Consider the following 14,879-nt stretch of genomic DNA (forward strand, 5'->3'; position numbering starts at 1 on the left):
ACGCGCGTGGATGCTGCGGTGGATCAGAACTTGGCGCCGATCTCGAAGGTCACGGTGCGCGGGACGTAGTTGATCTCGCCGGTCCTGTTGATGGTGATGTCCGGATCGAAACTCCCATTGGTGCCGAAACCGTTGTACGCATACGACGAGTAGTTCTTGAAGTTGAAGGCGTTGAGCAGGTTGATGCGCGCCGACAGCTTGAAGTCGTTGTACACGGAGAAGTCCTTGCTGGCCTGGAAGTCGACCGTGCGGTAACCCCAGATCTTGCCGCCGACCAGGAACTTGCCGCTGCCCGGCGGAGTGACGCCGACCTGCTGGCAGGTGCCGCCATCCGCATCGACCTTGCCGTAGCAGGCGATGGTGTTGATCGGCTCGGGCGTGGCCAACACCACCTTGGCGCCGAAGGTGACGCCCCACGGACCGTCGATCGAGCCGGAGGCGACGAAGCGGTGCGCCGAGACCGCATCGGACTTCACGAACGGATAGTCGCCGACCGTCGGCTTGTCGAACGCGAACGGCTCGTCGATGTTGCGGTTCTGGCGCGCGCTGGTGTGGGTGTAGGACAGCGACAGGCCCCAGCCCGATTCCTTGGTGTACGGCTTCTCCGCCGACAGCAGGAACTGGCTGCTGCGCTGCTCCAGGCCATTGTTGCCGATGATCGTGTTCTGGTAGCCCGGTACCGGCTCGCCCCACGGCACGCTGCCGTTCTGGAAGTAGGAACCGTCCGGATAACGGTTGATCAGCGACATAACGAAGCCGTCGTAGCTGAGCACGCGCTGGAAGGTCACGTCGGTCAACCAGTCGCCGACCTGGTTGCTGATGCCGATGCTGTACTGGTCGCTGTACGGCGTCTTGATGTTGTTGTTGAAAATGAACAGCTCGGCGCTGCCGCTGACGCCAGGAATGGTGTTCAGCTGGTCCACGCCGTTGAGGAACCGCGGATCCCACGGAGCGCAGGTGCGATCGTTGCGGAAGCACTGGCCGGTGGCCGGGTTCTCGAAGTACACCGCGACCGGCGACAGCGCGGCCTTGCTGGTTTCAAGCGCGAGCTGCTCGAACAGGTTGCGGTCGTAGGAACGGCCGGCACCGCCGTGCAGCACTGCGGTCTCGTCGCCGAAGAAATCGTACGAAAAGCCCAGACGCGGCGCCCAGGCGTCCTTGAAGTTCTTGCGGTTCTTGCCGGTGCTGATGTAATCGGCCGCATTGATGCCGCTGGGCAGCAGGCGGTTGGCCCAGGGCTGGCCGGGGTTGTCGGGATCGTCGCCGTACAGCGCATCGACGAAGGCCTGCGAGGTGACGAAGTCGGTATAGGCCGGGGTATCTTCGTAGTCGTAGCGCACGCCCACGTTGATCATCAACTTGTCGGTGGCGGCCCAGTCGTCCTGGATGTAGATGCCGTACTGCTTGGACGGCGACTCCACCGTCGCCCGCTGCCCGGCCGTGGTGTACGGGGCGACGAAATCCACGCGGTACGGCGTGGCGGCGACGCCATTGGCATCGACAGCGTAGCTGAACTGCGGGTTCACCGCTGCCGCGTCCTGCGAGGTCAGCTTCACGTCCTTGTAGTTCACGCCCATCTTGATGGTGTGTTCGCCATGCCACTCGAAGCTGGTGAAGGTCAGGTCGTTCTGCAGGAACCAGCCCTTCTGACTCTTGCGCTGCACGGTGGAGCCGCCGGCCGAGCCGGTGGCCAGGAACGTGTACTCGTCGACATCGGTGGAGCCGGCGCGCGGTGCCAGGTACTTGTAGAGGATGCCGTTGCCGAGCGTCTTGGCGGTCGGGTTGTTCTCCGAATCCTCGGTGCCCACGATCAGCTCGTTGTACCAGCTGTCGGCACTGTGCTGCCAGCGCAGGGTCGAGCGCTTGTCCTTGTTGATCTTGTTGGTGGCCTGCTCAGGCGTGTTCAGGCCGCCGACGTTGGCGATCTGGGTCTCGTCGCGGTACAGGGTGCTCAGTTCGATGCGGTCGCGATCGGTCGGCTCGAAATCGATCTTGCCGAACACCAAGTCCTCTTCGAACGGCATGTTCGCCGCGCCGAACTGGCTGGACAGGTTGGCCGGCAACACGCCGACGAAGGGCTGCGCATTGGCCTCGGCCTGCACGCTCTTGGGCGCGACGTTCTCCTTGCCTTCGTAGGCGACGAAGAAGTGCATGCGGTCCTGCAGGATCGGGCCGCCCAGGGAGAAACCGTATTCCTTGGTCTGCGAATCGATCTTGCCGTTGTCCTCGTCCGGACGCTTGTCGCGCAGGTCCTGGTCGGTGTAGCGGTAGAACGCCTCGCCGTGGAACTCGTTGGTGCCGGACTTGGTCGCCGCGGTGATCGCCGCGCCGCTGACCTGGCCGTACTCGGCCTTGTAGTTGGAGGTGATGACCTTGTACTCGCCGATCGCCAGCTGCGGGAACGGGTTGCCCTGGGTGTCGGCCTGGCCGGCGATGCCGCCGCTGCGCACGTAGCTCTTCTGGCCGACGCCGTCGATGTACAGGTTGCCGGCGCTGGCGTTGGCGGCGCCGCCGCGCAGCTTGGTGTTGCCGTTGCCGTCGATGGTGAAGACCATGCCCGGCACGATGTCGGCGAACTCGAGGAAGTTGCGCGTGGCCTGCGGCAGCTGCTGGATCTGGTGCAGCGAGACGACGTTGCCGACCTCGGAGGTCTTGACGTCCTTGAGCGACGGCGGCGCGGTGACGTTGACCGTGCCCAGCGTGGTGGCGTCGCCACTCGGCGCGGCAGCCGCACTGGCGTCGAGATCGACCGTGGACGAGGAGGCGACCTGCAGCGTCACGCTGCGCTTGACGCCGTTGGACTCGACCGTATAGCTGCCCGGCGGCAGGCCGATCACGGTGTAGTTGCCGTTGGCGCCTACCGGCGTGCGACGCACCGAGCCGGTGGCGGTGTTGGTGACGACCACTTCGGCGCCGGCCTGGGCCTGGCCGCGCAGGATCGCGTTGCTGGATTGCGCCATCGCCGGCATCGTTGCGAACAGGCTGGTCGCCAGGGCGCAGCACAGCAGGCTGCGTGCGGGCATATTGGAAGCGGAACGCTTTCTCTTCATGACAGAAACCCCTCCCAGGGCAGTAAACGGGTTCATTCGGTGTTTTCTTCTAGTTGGATGCAAACGGTGAGGGTGGAGCGCGACGGGCGGTGTCAGTCCATGGCGGTTCCTCGCTGGGCACTGGACGCACGGACGATCAGTTGCGGAGCGATATCGGTGGCGAGCGGGGCCTCTGCGGCGGCCGCGGCGGACTGCGGTTCCAGCGCGGCGATCAGCATCTGCATCGCGCGCGCGCCGAAGCCGGCAATGTCCACCCGCATCGTGGTCAGCGCCGGGTGTACGTAGCGCGCCATCGGCACGTCGTCGAACCCGGCCAGGGCGATATCGTCGGGCACGCGCAGGCCGGCGTGGGTGAAGGCGAACAGGCAGCCCAGCGCCATCATGTCGTTGGCCGCGAACACCACGTCCGGGCGCTCGCCCTGCAGCAGCGCCTGTCCGGCGCGGTAGCCGGAGGCTTCGTCGAAGTCGCCCGGCAGCACCCGCGGCAGCGTCTGCGCACTGCGCTCGTGCAACTCGTCGCGGTAGCCGCGCAGGCGCTCGCGCGCGTCGAAGTTGTCGTCCGGCCCGGCGATGAAGGCGATGTGGCGGTGGCCGCTGTCGAGCAGGTGGCGGGTCATCGCCCGCGCGCCGCCGTAGTTGTCCACGTTGAGCACCTGCGCGTCGGCGATGCGCTCGGCGCAGTTCATCAGCACCGCCGGCAGCGTGCCGGGCAGCATGTCGGCGGCCTCGTCGGCATCGGTGCTCAGATAGGGCGACATGATCAGCAGCCCGTCCACGCGTCCGGGCATGCGCCGCACCGCCAGCCGCTGCTCTTCCGGCTCGCCGTGGTAGCTGGACACCAGCAGATGCAGGCCGCGCTCGCGCGCGACCGTGTCGATGCCGCGGATCAGCTCGGAGAAGAACTCGCCGTGCAGGTCGGGCAACACCACGCCGATGGTGTGGGTGCGGCGGCTGCTGAGGCTGCGCGCGGCGTGGTGCGGCACGTAGTGCAGGGTGCGCGCGGCTTCCAGCACGCGCGCGCGCACCGGTTCGGCCACGTGCTGGTGGCCGTTCATGGTGCGCGACACCGTCGCCACCGAGACGTTGGCCAGGCGCGCCACGTCCTTGATGGTGATGCTGGCGCGCTGTTCCGGCGCGTGTGCGATGCGCGGATTCACCAGCGTGCCTCCAGGGTCCGGAACGGCTTGGACAGCACCACGCCGGCGGCGTCGTAGGCATCGATGCGCCGCCCGTCCACGCGTACCTGCACCGGCCGCGTGCGCGAGGGCCATGCCACGCGCACCGCGGTGCCCGCGCGCAGGCCGCTGCCGAGCTCGATCCGCAGCATGTCGCCGCGCTGACGCGCGCGCATGCTCAACTGGCCGTACGCGGTGGGCAGGCGCTGCACCGCCAGGCCCTCGCCCTCGACCCAGGCCGGCGGCGTGCCCGGCAGCAGCACCAGCGCGTCGTCGCCCTCGTGCATCAGCATGCCGAACACGGTGCGCGCGTACTCGGCGCCGATCCAGGTGTGCGGCATGTCGCCGAGGTAACGCGGGAAGCGCGGCCGCGAATGCACAACTTCGGCCAGCACCTGCCATTCGAACGGGCGGCGGTCGCGCAGCATGTCCTGCAGCAGTTCGTCGGCGACCTGCGGCTGGTCCAGGTGCACGTAGGTCAGCACGTTGCGCATCTCGTACGGCGAATACGCCCACAGCGCGTTGGGCTGCTTGCGCTTGCGCACGTCGTCGAGATAGCGCGCGAAGGTGGTGCGCAGCGCCGGTTCCGGCAGCAGGTCCTGCTGGCCGGTGGGATCCAGCGCGATCGACACGCTGCTCGGATCGCCGTCGCCCAGGTCGGCCGCCGCGGGGATGAAGTCGGCGCCCTTCCAGGCCATCGTGGCGCGGATCGAGGCGGCCAGCGAGGTGCGCAGCGCAGCGTACTGCTCGCGCGCCCAGGCCGCGGTCTCCGCATCGCCCAGCGACTCGGCCAGCCACGCGCCGTCGTGCCAGCCCTTCAGCGCCCAGTAGTCGTCCCAGTAGCTGTGGGTGGGGCTGGAATAGCCTTCGTGGCTGATCGACGGCGCCAGGATGCCGCGGAAGCGTTCCGGCGCTGGCTGCTCGGCCATGTAGCCCGGCACCAGGGTGCGCTCGCGCAGTTGCTGCATGAACTGCATCGCCAGCTTCACCTTCGGCAGGTAGGCGCGCACGCTGTCCGGGCCGCCGTCCAGGCGCGCCACGTCGGCGACCAGGGTGATGTATTCGCCCTGGCTGTCGTATTCCAGGTCCGAGCCGAAGCCGTCGTTGACGCTGCCGTCGTCGTTGAGGATCGGCGACACCAGTCCGTTCGGGTGCACCGCGTGGTCGCTGTACCACTGCAGGTAGTCGCGCGCGACCTTGGCCTGGCCCATGCGCAGCAGGATCGCCGAGGTGGCCATGCCGTCGCGGATGAAGGAGCGGTTGTAGTTGCGCGGGCCGGGCTGCATCGCCGGGCCGGTCTGATTGATCAGCATGTACGCGGCCTGCGCGCGCAGCATGTCGACCAGGCTGGCGTCGGGCAGGCTCAGGCCGACGTTGCCGAGCCGGCGTTGCCAGTCGGCGGACACGCGCTCGGCCAGGGCGTCGAAGCCGCGGCCGGGAGTGCGCGCATCGGCGCCGAGCATCGCGGCGCGATCCAGCGCCGGTGCAGGCGGCAACCGGCCCTGCGCATCGGCGCTGGCGGTACCGAGCGGGAACGCCAGCACCACGTCCTGCTGCGCGCCCGGCGCCAGCGTCACCGCGTAGTTCAGCATCGCCGCGGCCAGGCCGTCGGCGTCCTGCGCTGCGCGCTGCGACGGCACGGTGCCGGCGGCGACGTGGCGGGTGATCTCGGTTTCCCCGTGCGTACCGAACGCCTCGGCGCCGGCGCCGCTGGGCGCGCTCAGCGATTCCAGCAGCAGGCGGCCGTTGACGCGCACCTTGGCGTCCTCGACGGCGATGTCGTGGATCGGCGACAGGCCGCCGTTCTGCCACGGCGGATTCATCTGCATCGGCCGCACCAGCAGCGACAGCGTGCCGCTGACCGGGCTGCTGCCGGTATTGCGCAGGCGGTGGCGCAGCAGCGTCACCGGTTGCCCGCCGTGTTCGATGGTGAAGGTCTCGCTGCGCAGTTCCAGCCCCGGCTGCGGCGACCAGCTCACCGACGGCATCGGCTTCCAGCCATCGCGCAGCGCATGCGTCAGCGCATGGCCGTCGGCGCCGGCGGCGGTGCCGGACGCATCGCGCCACAGCGGCTGCACCAGCGGCGCACCCTTCCACGCCTCCAGGTTGCCGTACTCGTCGAAGATCGATTTCTGCCGCCCGGCGTGGATGCCGACCGCGGTCCAGTAGGTCTGCTGCATGTGCAGCGAGGCCGGGAACAGCGCGCCCTGGCCGCGCTGCGCGGCGACCTGATAACGCTTCATCGGCGTCATCACCGCCTTCGGCCCGAGCAGGCGCAGGCGGCGCAGCGCCGGTGCGGCGGCGCCGGGCGCGGCATCCACGCTCAGCCGCAGCGCGCGCGCCTCGACCGGCGCGGTGCCGGCCAGATAGGCGCTGTCGCTCTGCCCGGCCTGCGGATCCTCGGCCAGCGTGCGCCAACGGCCCGCGGCATCCTGCGCCTGCAGCCGCGCCGCGCCATGCGTGCCGGCGAATTCGACGACCAGCCCGGCGCTGGCGAAGGCGCGCGGGAAGGCGATGTCCAGTTGCCGCGGCTGCGCGCCCTTGCCGGGCATGGCCAGTGCCATGCCGCCTTGCCACAGGGCGGCCGCCGCATCCGCCGGTACGCCGCGCAGGCGCGCGCTGGCCGCTTCGCCCAGCGGCTCCATCTCGAAGATCGAGATGCCCCAGTCGGCGGTGCGTTCGGGACTGGCCAGGCGCAGGTAGCGCGCGCTACGCGGCGCGAAGAACAGCGTCTCGGTGCCGCCCATCGAATCGGCCATGGTGTAGACCGTGTCCCAGCGCTGGCCGTCGCGCGAGGCCTGCAGCAGGAAACCTTCCGGATTGGCGCTGTCCCATTGCAGGCGCACGCCGCCGAGCCGCGCCTCGCGACCCAGATCGACCTGGAACCAATGGCCGGGACTGAACGCGCCGCCGGTGCGGGTGGTGGCATCGCCGTCGATCAGGTAACCGATCGCCTGCGCCTTGACCTGGCTGGAAGAACTGGACGCGCGCCATGCCTCGCGCGGCGGCAAACAGCCGTCCTGCGCGTGCGCGGGCAGGGTCATGGCCAGGCCACACAGGACGCCGGCCAGGGTCAATCCGCCACGGCCGATACCAGCGTGACACAGTGCGCGGAAGATTTCGGACATGTATCGCACTGGGACCCCCGTCCAGTACCACCTCGAGGCAAGGTGGGCGGACGGTAACAGCAACTGCAAGCGGTTACATGATGCGCCGCAACATTGCGTAATGTGGCGGCACACTGTGCGATACGCCGACATCGCAGCGACATCGTTGTCTCGACCGGTCCGGTCGGGTCAGGAATTGTCCCGATGCGACATCGGCATCCAGCCGCGGCAATCGCCACGACCGCACCGCCAGCGGCGCACGGCTTGCCCGAATCGCGCGCGCCCAGCAAGATGCGGAACGTTTTGGGGAACGAGCCAGCACCATATGTCGCCACGTCCGACCCGGCTCACGCCCTTGCATGTCGTTCCCGCGCTGCTGCTGGCCGCGCTGGCCCTGTCCGGGTGCAAGCGCAGCCCCGCCGAGCTGCCCGGCGCCAGCGCCGAACCGGCCGCGGCCGTGCGCGAGCTGGCGCATACGCTGCAGCGCAACGACCTGGCCGGCTATGCCCGCGCCGCGGTGCCGCCCGCGCACTATCAACGGTTGCAACAGGCCTGGAGCGAGGACCGCAGCCGCTGGCCGCTGACCCAGTTGCCGCTGGCCGAACGCCTGCCCGAAGTGCTCGACACGCTGTCCGCGCCGGATGCCGAACGCCAGCTGCAGCGCGCCTTCGACGCGCAGTTCGGCGGACAGACCGCGAGCCTGCGCCAGGCCGCGCACTCGCTGGGCCTGTTCGGCGTGCAATACCTGCGCAACCAGGGCGACTACACCCCGGAACAGCGCGGCCACTACGTGCAACTGGTGCAGGCGCTGAGCGGCTGGGCCGAACACGCGCCGCTGGCCGAGCGCAAGCGCGCGCAGGCGGCGATCGCGCAGCTCAGCGCCGCCGCGCGCCGCACCGGTCTGCGCAGCGACGCCGACCTGCGCGGCCTGGGCATGGAGCAGAGCCTGCAGCGGCTCGGGCCATTCCTGGGCGAGCTGAAGACGGTGCTGGCCGGCTATGGCCTGGACCTGGACGCCAGCGCGCGCGAACTGCGCACCGGGCTGGTCAGCCAGCAGGGCGATCAGGCGGTGGTGCGCATCCAGTACCCGCTGGGCAGCGCGCAGATCGACACCACCGCGGTCCTGGTGCGCCGCCAGGGCCGCTGGTACCTGCGCGATACCCTGCACGAGGTGGACGCGTTGCTGGCCGCCGCCGCGGCACCGCACACGGCTCCGGCCGAAGCGCCGACGGCGCCGACGGCGCCGCCCGCCGACCCCGCAACGCCGGCTAAGCGATAATGACGCCGATGCCAGAACAAAATCCCCTCCCCTTCCCCGACGACGCTGCGGCTGCGCGCGCCTCGGACCCGGCGCACGCGCCCGCCTCCGCGACCGGTGGCGATGCCGCCGGCAGCGTGCCGCCGGCCGCCGCGCTGCCGAGCCCGGTGCTCGCCGCGCGCGCCGCCAAGCGGCCGCTGTGGGCGCGCCTGCTCGGGCGCGTGGCCGATCCGTGGCTGGGCCTGAACATCGAGCCGGCCGAACCCGGCCAGTACGACGACGGCCGCCCGGTGGTCTACGTGCTGGAGGACTACGGCCTGTCCAACGCGCTGATCCTGGACAAGGCCTGCCGCGAGGCCGGCCTGCCGTCGCCGCTGGTGCCGCTGCCCGGCGACCCGCTGGGGCGCAAGCGCGCCTACCTGGCGCTGTCGCGGCGCAGCAGCAACAACGCGCTGATCCCCGAGCAGCGCGGCGCCAAAACCCACTCCGATTCGCTGGCCAAGCTGCTGCAGGCGCACCGCGAACGCCCGGACCTGGACATCCACCTGGTGCCAGTGTCGATCTTCGTCGGCCGCGCCCCGGACAAGCAGAGCGGCTGGTTCGCGGTGCTGTTCTCGGAAAACTGGGCGCTGGTCGGCAGCTTCCGCCGCCTGCTCGGCGTGCTGCTCAACGGCCGCAGCACCATCGTGCGCTTCGCCCCGCCGGTGTCGATGCGGCTGACGATCGAGGAAGGGCTGCCGCCGGAACGCACCGTGCGCAAGCTGCAGCGCGTGCTGCGCACCCATTTCCGGCGCATCCGCGAGGCGGTGATCGGGCCGGACCTGTCGACCCGGCGCCTGCTGGTGGACCAGGTGCTGGCCGCCGAGCCGGTGCGCGAGGCGATCGCCGCGCAGGCCAAGCGCGACAACAGCAAGCCGATGGACGCCTGGCGCAAGGCCCACGCCTATGCCTGGGAAATCGCCGCCGACTACTCCAGCCCGGTGGTGCGCTCGGCCAGCTTCCTGCTCACCCACGTGTGGAACCGCATCTACGCCGGCGTGCTGGTGCACCACCTGGACAAGCTCAAAGAGGCCGCGCCCGGGCACGAAGTGATCTACGTACCCAGCCACCGCAGCCACATGGACTACCTGTTGCTGTCCTACCTGCTGTACGAACGCGGCATCGTGCCGCCGCACATCGTGGCCGGCATCAACCTCAACCTGCCGGTGGTCGGACAGTTGCTGCGCAAGGGCGGCGCGTTCTTCATCCGCCGCTCGATCCGCGGCAACGCGCTGTACTCGGCGGTGCTCAGCGAATACGTGGCGCAGCTGGTGGCCGGCGGCTACTCGATCGAGTACTTCGTCGAAGGCGGGCGCTCGCGCACCGGCCGGTTGCTGCAGCCCAAGGGCGGCATGATCGCGATGACCCTACGCGCGTTCCTGCGCCAGCCGCGCAAGCCGGTACTGTTCCAGCCGATCTACGTCGGCTACGAGAAGCTGATGGAAGGCAACAGCTATCTCGACGAACTCAGCGGCCGGCCCAAGGAGAAGGAATCGATCTGGGGCCTGCTGTGGAACATCCCCAAGGTGCTCAAGCAGAACTACGGCCAGGTGGTGGTGAACTTCGGCGAGCCGATTTCGCTGAGCCAGGTGCTGGCGCAGCGCGCGCCGGACTGGGACGGCCAGCCGCTGGGCGAGGACGAGAAACCGAGCTGGTTGAACGGCACCGTCGATGCGCTGGCCGAGCAGATCCAGGTGCACATCAACGCCGCCGCCGACGTCAATCCGGTCAACCTGCTGGCGCTGGCGCTGTTGTCCACGCCCAAGCACGCGATGGGCGAAGCCGACCTGATCGCGCAGATCGAACTGTGCAAGAAGCTGCTGGCCGAACTGCCGTACTCGGACCGGGTCACCGTCACCCCGCATTCGCCCGAGCGCATCATCGCCCACGCCGAGGAGATCAACGTGCTGACCCGCACGCCGCATCCGCTCGGCGACGTGCTCAGCGTCAACGGCGACAACGCGGTGCTGCTGAGCTACTTCCGCAACAACGTGCTGCACCTGTTCACCGCCTCCTCGTGGGTGGCGTGCTGTTTCCAGAACAACCGCCGCATGAGCCGCTCCGGCCTGCTGCGGCTGGGCCGCACCGTGTACCCGTTCCTGCAGGCCGAACTGTTCCTGCCGTGGAGCGAGGACCAGTTCGCCGAACGCATCGAGCGCACCATCGAGGTGTTCGCACGCGAAGGGCTGTTGCTGCAGGTCAACGACGACGACGGCGGCGTGCTGGCGCGCAACACCGGGCAGACCGACGAGGTGTTCCGCCTGCGCGCGATCGGGCATTCGCTGCAGCAGGCGTTCGAGCGCTACTACATCGCCATTTCGGTGCTGGTCAAGAACGGCCCCGGCAAGCTCGGCGCCGGCGAACTGGAAAGCCTGTGCCAGCAGGCCGCGCAACGCCTGAGCCTGCTATACGCCCCGGCCGCGCCGGAGTTCTTCGACAAGACCCTGTTCCGCGGCTTCATCCAGAAGCTGCGCGAACTGAAGCTGGTGTGGCCGGACGAGAACAGCAAGCTGATGTTCGACGAGCGCCTGGACGCATGGGCCAAGGACGCCAAGTTCATCCTAGGTCGCGAACTGCGCCATACGATCGAGCGGGTCAGCCCGGAGGCGGCGAAGCCGGAAGAGCCGGTGGTGCCGCAGGATTGAGCGGCCGCCGTATGTGTTTCTCGCCGCTAGCGACAGTCCTGTAGGAGCGGCTTCAGCCGCGACAGACACCACCCGGCGAGACCCTGTCGCGGCTGAAGCCGCTCCTACAGGTGAGATCGTACGGAGCGAATCGCTCAGCCGCCGAACAGATCGCCGGTGACCGGCGCGACATCCGCCGGATACACCAGCTGCCCATTCGCATCGCTGCGCGCGGCGGGGTTGAGGACCGCCGGCTCCTGGCGCCTGGCATCGATCAGGTGGATCACCGGGTGGCCGTGGTGCAACAGGTGATCGCAGATGATCTGGCGGTGGCACTGGCGCCAGTAGGCCTCTGCGCACATCACCGCGCACGCGCCACGGCTGCCGAGGTCGCGAAGCTGGGCGAAGGCCTCGCCGAATTCGGTGCCCAGCGCGTAGTCGGCATAGTTGTGGAAGCTGACGCTGCGCCAATGGCCGTTGCGCTGCGGGTCGATGCCTGGTTGCTTGCCGCGGCGCCCGCCCAGCGCGCGGAAGTGCTTGTAGCCGATGCCGGCCGCGGCCAGACTGCGCGCCAGTGCGCTGCCGTCGAACTGCGGGAAGCGGCGCGAGTACGGAAACGCGCGCACGTCCGCCAGGTGCGCGATCTGCGCGCCGTGCAGGATGTCCAGGAATTCGTCCAGCGGCCGCGTGGAATGGCCGACGCTGAAGAACGTCGCCGCGCTCACGCCGGTTCGTCGGGGATCAGCAGGTTTTCCAGGCGCATGATGCAATCCTTGAGCTGCAGCTTGCGCTTCTTCAGCCGCTTGGCCTGCAGTTCGTCGTCGAGGTTGGCCGGGGTGCGCTGGATCTGTTCGTCGAGCGCACGGTGCTCGCGACGCAGGGCGTCGATGCGCAAGGAGATCTCGGCGGGCGTCATGTCTTCCACTAGGCCCGAGCATACACAGCCGATGGGGCTGCCGTCACCGTGCCCGGCGACGGCAGCTGGATCGGCGGCGGCACCCTGCCGGGGGAATCGCGAACCGGTGATCCGTTCCGGCGCGACGGTCGCGGCCGGCTGCGCGCACCGACCGGCCCCGCGCCGCCCTCACTCCCCGTACGGATGGACCAGGGCGATGCGCCCCTGCGCGTCGTGCTGCAGTTCGGTGAGCTTGATCGAGCGCAGGTGGGTGACGCCGCCGGACAGCATGGCGTCGTGATAGAACAGGTACCACTTGCCCTGGAACTCGCAGATGGAGTGGTGCGTGGTCCAGCCGACCACCGGGCTCAGCAGCGGCCCCTGGTAGGTGAACGGGCCGTAGGGCGAATCGCCGATCGCGTAGCACAGCAGATGCGTGTCGCCGGTCGAATACGACAGGTAGTAGCGGCCGCCGTACTTGTGCAGCCACGGCGCTTCGAAGAAACGGCGCGCATGGTCGCCGGCCAGCAGCGGCTGGCCGTGTTCGTCGACGATGCTGACCTCGCGCGGCGGCTCGGCGAACTGGGTCATGTCCGCGCGTAGCCGCGCCACGCGCGGCCCCAGCGCCGGCTCGGCATCGACCGGTTCCTCGTGCGCCTGCGCATACGCGTTGTCGCGGTACTTCTGCAACTGCCCGCCCCAGATCCCGCCGAAATACAGGTAGTGCTCGCCGTCGTCGTCGGCGAACGCGGCCGGATCGATCGAGTAGCTGCCGTCGATGGCCTGCGGCTCGGCGGCGAACGGTCCTTCCGGGCGCGCACCGATGGCCACGCCGATCTGGAAGATGCCGTCGGCGCGCTTGGCCGGGAAATACAGGTAGTAGCGTCCGTCCTTGCACGCCGCGTCCGGCGCCCACATCTGCCGCTGCGCCCACGGCACGTCGTTCACATGCAGCGCCACGCCGCAGTCCACCGCCGGGCCGTCGGCGCTGTCCATGCGGAACACGTGGTAGTCCTCCATGTCGAAATGGCCGCCGTCGTCGTTGAAGGCGATGCCGGCGTCTATGTCGTGCGAGGGATAGATGTACAACGCGCCCTCGAACACGTGCGCCGACGGATCGGCGGTGTACATGTGGGTCACCAGGGGTTGCGAGATGGCCTTGCTGGCCAGCCTGCGCAGGTCTGCGGCATCGGTGTCGGCGGACATTGCGTACCTAGAGCGTGAGGGGGAGGAAGCGTCAGTTGCCGAGCGCGGCGGCCTGCAGGCGGCGCGTGTCCAGGTCGCGTTCGATGCGCGACTCCAGCGCCTTGTCGATCTCGTACAGGAACAGCAGCGCCACGCCGAGCAGGAACGGGATCGCGCAGTACACGCTGACCGCCAGGCGGATGCCGCCGGTCACCGCGGCGCTCTGCTGCGGCAGCGCGGCGTCGTAGCCGTAGAACGCGAGCAGGCCGGCGACCAGCGCGCCGCCCACGCTCAGGCCGACCTTCAGCCCGCACAGCATCGCCGAGAAGATGATCGCGGTGGCGCGCCGGTGGTTCTTCCACTCCGAGTAGTCGGCCACGTCGGCGATCATCGCCCACAGCAACGGGATGGTGATGCCGTAGAAGAACCCGTGCAGCACGTAGGAGCCGAACACCAGGCCGATCGCCTGCGGCGGATACACCGCGAACGCCAGCAGGAACAGCGTGGACACCAGCAACGCGGCGCCGAACACGTTGCGCTTGCCGTAGCGGTCGGCCAGGCGCTTGGAGCAGCCGATGCCGACGATCATCGCCAGGATCCCGCCGGCGCTGAACACGCTGAAGGCGGAGGTCGGCGCGTCCTGCGGCCAGTGCAGTGCGGTCAGCCCGGCACTGGCGAGCAAGCCGTTGATGCCGGCGATGAACCCGTTGAACCCGGCCTGGTCGAGGAAGCGCGTCAACGCCGCCGCATCCAGGTAGTACTTGAAGTAGTACACGTACATGCCGCCCTTCATCGCCAGGTTGACGAACACCAGGATGGTCAGCGCCAGCATCACCAGCCACGGCTTGTTGCGGACCAGGTCGCCCAGGTCCTTGCGCACGCTGGACGGTTCGGCGGCGATCGGCAGCACCCGCTCGCGGGTGGTGAGGAAGGTGATCAGGAAGCAGATCGTGCCGACCACCGCGAACAGCGCCATGGTGCGCTGGAAGCCCTGCGCCTTGTCGCCGTTACCGAGGATCAGCACCAGCGGCAGCAGCAGCACCTGGATCACGAACTGGGCGATGGTGACCGCGAAGAAGCGGTACGCCGACAGGCTGTTGCGCTGCTCCATGCTGCCGGTGAGCACGCCGCTGAGCGCCGAATACGGCAGGTTGTTGGCGACGTAGATCAGCACCAGCAAGGTGTAGGTGGTGAACGCGTAGATCACCTTGCCCTGCTCGCTCAGCGCCGGGGTGCTGAAGGCGAGCAGCGAGATCGCGCCGAACGGCAGCGCGGTCCACAGGATCCACGGCCGGAACTTGCCCCAGCGCGTGCGCGTGCGGTCGGCGAGCACGCCCACCAGCGGCGTGAACACCAGCGCGCCGAACATGCCGACCACCGAGATCAGCGTGGCCGCGGTGCCGGCGGGGATGCGGTAGATGTCGGTGTAGAAGAACGCCAGGAACGTGATCAGGGTCTGGAAGATCAGGTTGGCGGCCAGGTCGCCCAGGCTGTAGCCGATCTTTTCGCTGAGCGGGAGGCGGTGCGTGCTGGTCATGGGCCTGGG

At 68.9% G+C, this 14,879-nt stretch carries 9 protein-coding genes; 2 read left to right on the forward strand and 7 right to left on the reverse strand.

All coding sequences use genetic code 11. From position 1 onward, the window contains the following. Positions 1–23 precede the first annotated feature (23 nt). From HEP75_RS21705 to HEP75_RS21715, 3 genes are all read right to left on the reverse strand, one after another. Entirely contained in the window at positions 24–3,050 is a 3,027-nt protein-coding gene (locus tag HEP75_RS21705; RefSeq protein WP_185824915.1) for a TonB-dependent receptor, read from the reverse strand. Positions 3,051–3,142: 92 nt separating this feature from the next. Beyond that, positions 3,143–4,207, reverse strand: a complete 1,065-nt coding sequence (locus HEP75_RS21710) for a LacI family DNA-binding transcriptional regulator (RefSeq protein ID WP_185824916.1) — start codon at positions 4,205–4,207, stop codon at positions 3,143–3,145. Then, entirely contained in the window at positions 4,204–7,269 is a 3,066-nt protein-coding gene (locus HEP75_RS21715; protein ID WP_185824917.1) for a discoidin domain-containing protein, read from the reverse strand. Before HEP75_RS21715 ends, HEP75_RS21710 begins: the two co-directional genes overlap by 4 nt. Positions 7,270–7,657: 388 nt before the next feature. On the opposite strand from HEP75_RS21715, the gene HEP75_RS21720 reads away from it, so the two are divergent. Further along, positions 7,658–8,611 carry a hypothetical protein gene (locus HEP75_RS21720; RefSeq protein WP_185824918.1) on the forward strand — a complete coding sequence of 318 codons (954 nt, stop codon included), beginning with the start codon at positions 7,658–7,660 and terminating at the stop codon, positions 8,609–8,611. After that, a complete protein-coding gene (gene plsB, locus HEP75_RS21725) occupies positions 8,611–11,274 on the forward strand; it encodes a glycerol-3-phosphate 1-O-acyltransferase PlsB (RefSeq protein ID WP_185824919.1) in 2,664 nt (887 codons plus the stop codon). Before HEP75_RS21720 ends, plsB begins: the two co-directional genes overlap by 1 nt. A 134-nt stretch (positions 11,275–11,408) precedes the next feature. Here the strand turns inward: plsB and HEP75_RS21730 are convergent, their stop codons facing one another. The 4 genes from HEP75_RS21730 to HEP75_RS21745 all read right to left on the reverse strand — a co-directional run bounded on the left by HEP75_RS21730 (position 11,409) and on the right by HEP75_RS21745 (position 14,870). Beyond that, positions 11,409–11,978: a DUF488 domain-containing protein gene (locus HEP75_RS21730; RefSeq protein WP_185824920.1), complete on the reverse strand. Its 570-nt coding sequence runs from the start codon at positions 11,976–11,978 to the stop codon at positions 11,409–11,411. Further along, positions 11,975–12,178 carry a DUF465 domain-containing protein gene (locus tag HEP75_RS21735; RefSeq protein ID WP_038231978.1) on the reverse strand — a complete coding sequence of 68 codons (204 nt, stop codon included), beginning with the start codon at positions 12,176–12,178 and terminating at the stop codon, positions 11,975–11,977. The genes HEP75_RS21730 and HEP75_RS21735 overlap by 4 nt, the downstream gene beginning before the upstream one ends. Positions 12,179–12,337: 159 nt before the next feature. Next, positions 12,338–13,354 carry a glycoside hydrolase family 43 protein gene (locus HEP75_RS21740; RefSeq protein WP_185824921.1) on the reverse strand — a complete coding sequence of 339 codons (1,017 nt, stop codon included), beginning with the start codon at positions 13,352–13,354 and terminating at the stop codon, positions 12,338–12,340. A gap of 31 nt (positions 13,355–13,385) precedes the next feature. Continuing rightward, positions 13,386–14,870 carry an MFS transporter gene (locus HEP75_RS21745; RefSeq protein ID WP_185824922.1) on the reverse strand — a complete coding sequence of 495 codons (1,485 nt, stop codon included), beginning with the start codon at positions 14,868–14,870 and terminating at the stop codon, positions 13,386–13,388. Positions 14,871–14,879: the final 9 nt, after the last annotated feature.

This window comes from Xanthomonas sp. SI (genome assembly GCF_014236855.1).
Classification (GTDB): Bacteria; Pseudomonadota; Gammaproteobacteria; order Xanthomonadales; family Xanthomonadaceae; genus Xanthomonas_A.

Coding starts and splice junctions, on each gene's coding strand:
- HEP75_RS21705 (WP_185824915.1), bottom strand. CDS start 3,050: ATGAAGAGAAAGCGTTCCGCTTCCAATATGCCCGCACGCAGCCTGCTG.
- HEP75_RS21715 (WP_185824917.1), bottom strand. CDS start 7,269: ATGACCCTGCCCGCGCACGCGCAGGACGGCTGTTTGCCGCCGCGCGAG.
- HEP75_RS21720 (WP_185824918.1), top strand. CDS start 7,658: ATGTCGCCACGTCCGACCCGGCTCACGCCCTTGCATGTCGTTCCCGCG.
- plsB (WP_185824919.1), top strand. CDS start 8,611: ATGACGCCGATGCCAGAACAAAATCCCCTCCCCTTCCCCGACGACGCT.
- HEP75_RS21740 (WP_185824921.1), bottom strand. CDS start 13,354: ATGTCCGCCGACACCGATGCCGCAGACCTGCGCAGGCTGGCCAGCAAG.
- HEP75_RS21745 (WP_185824922.1), bottom strand. CDS start 14,870: ATGACCAGCACGCACCGCCTCCCGCTCAGCGAAAAGATCGGCTACAGC.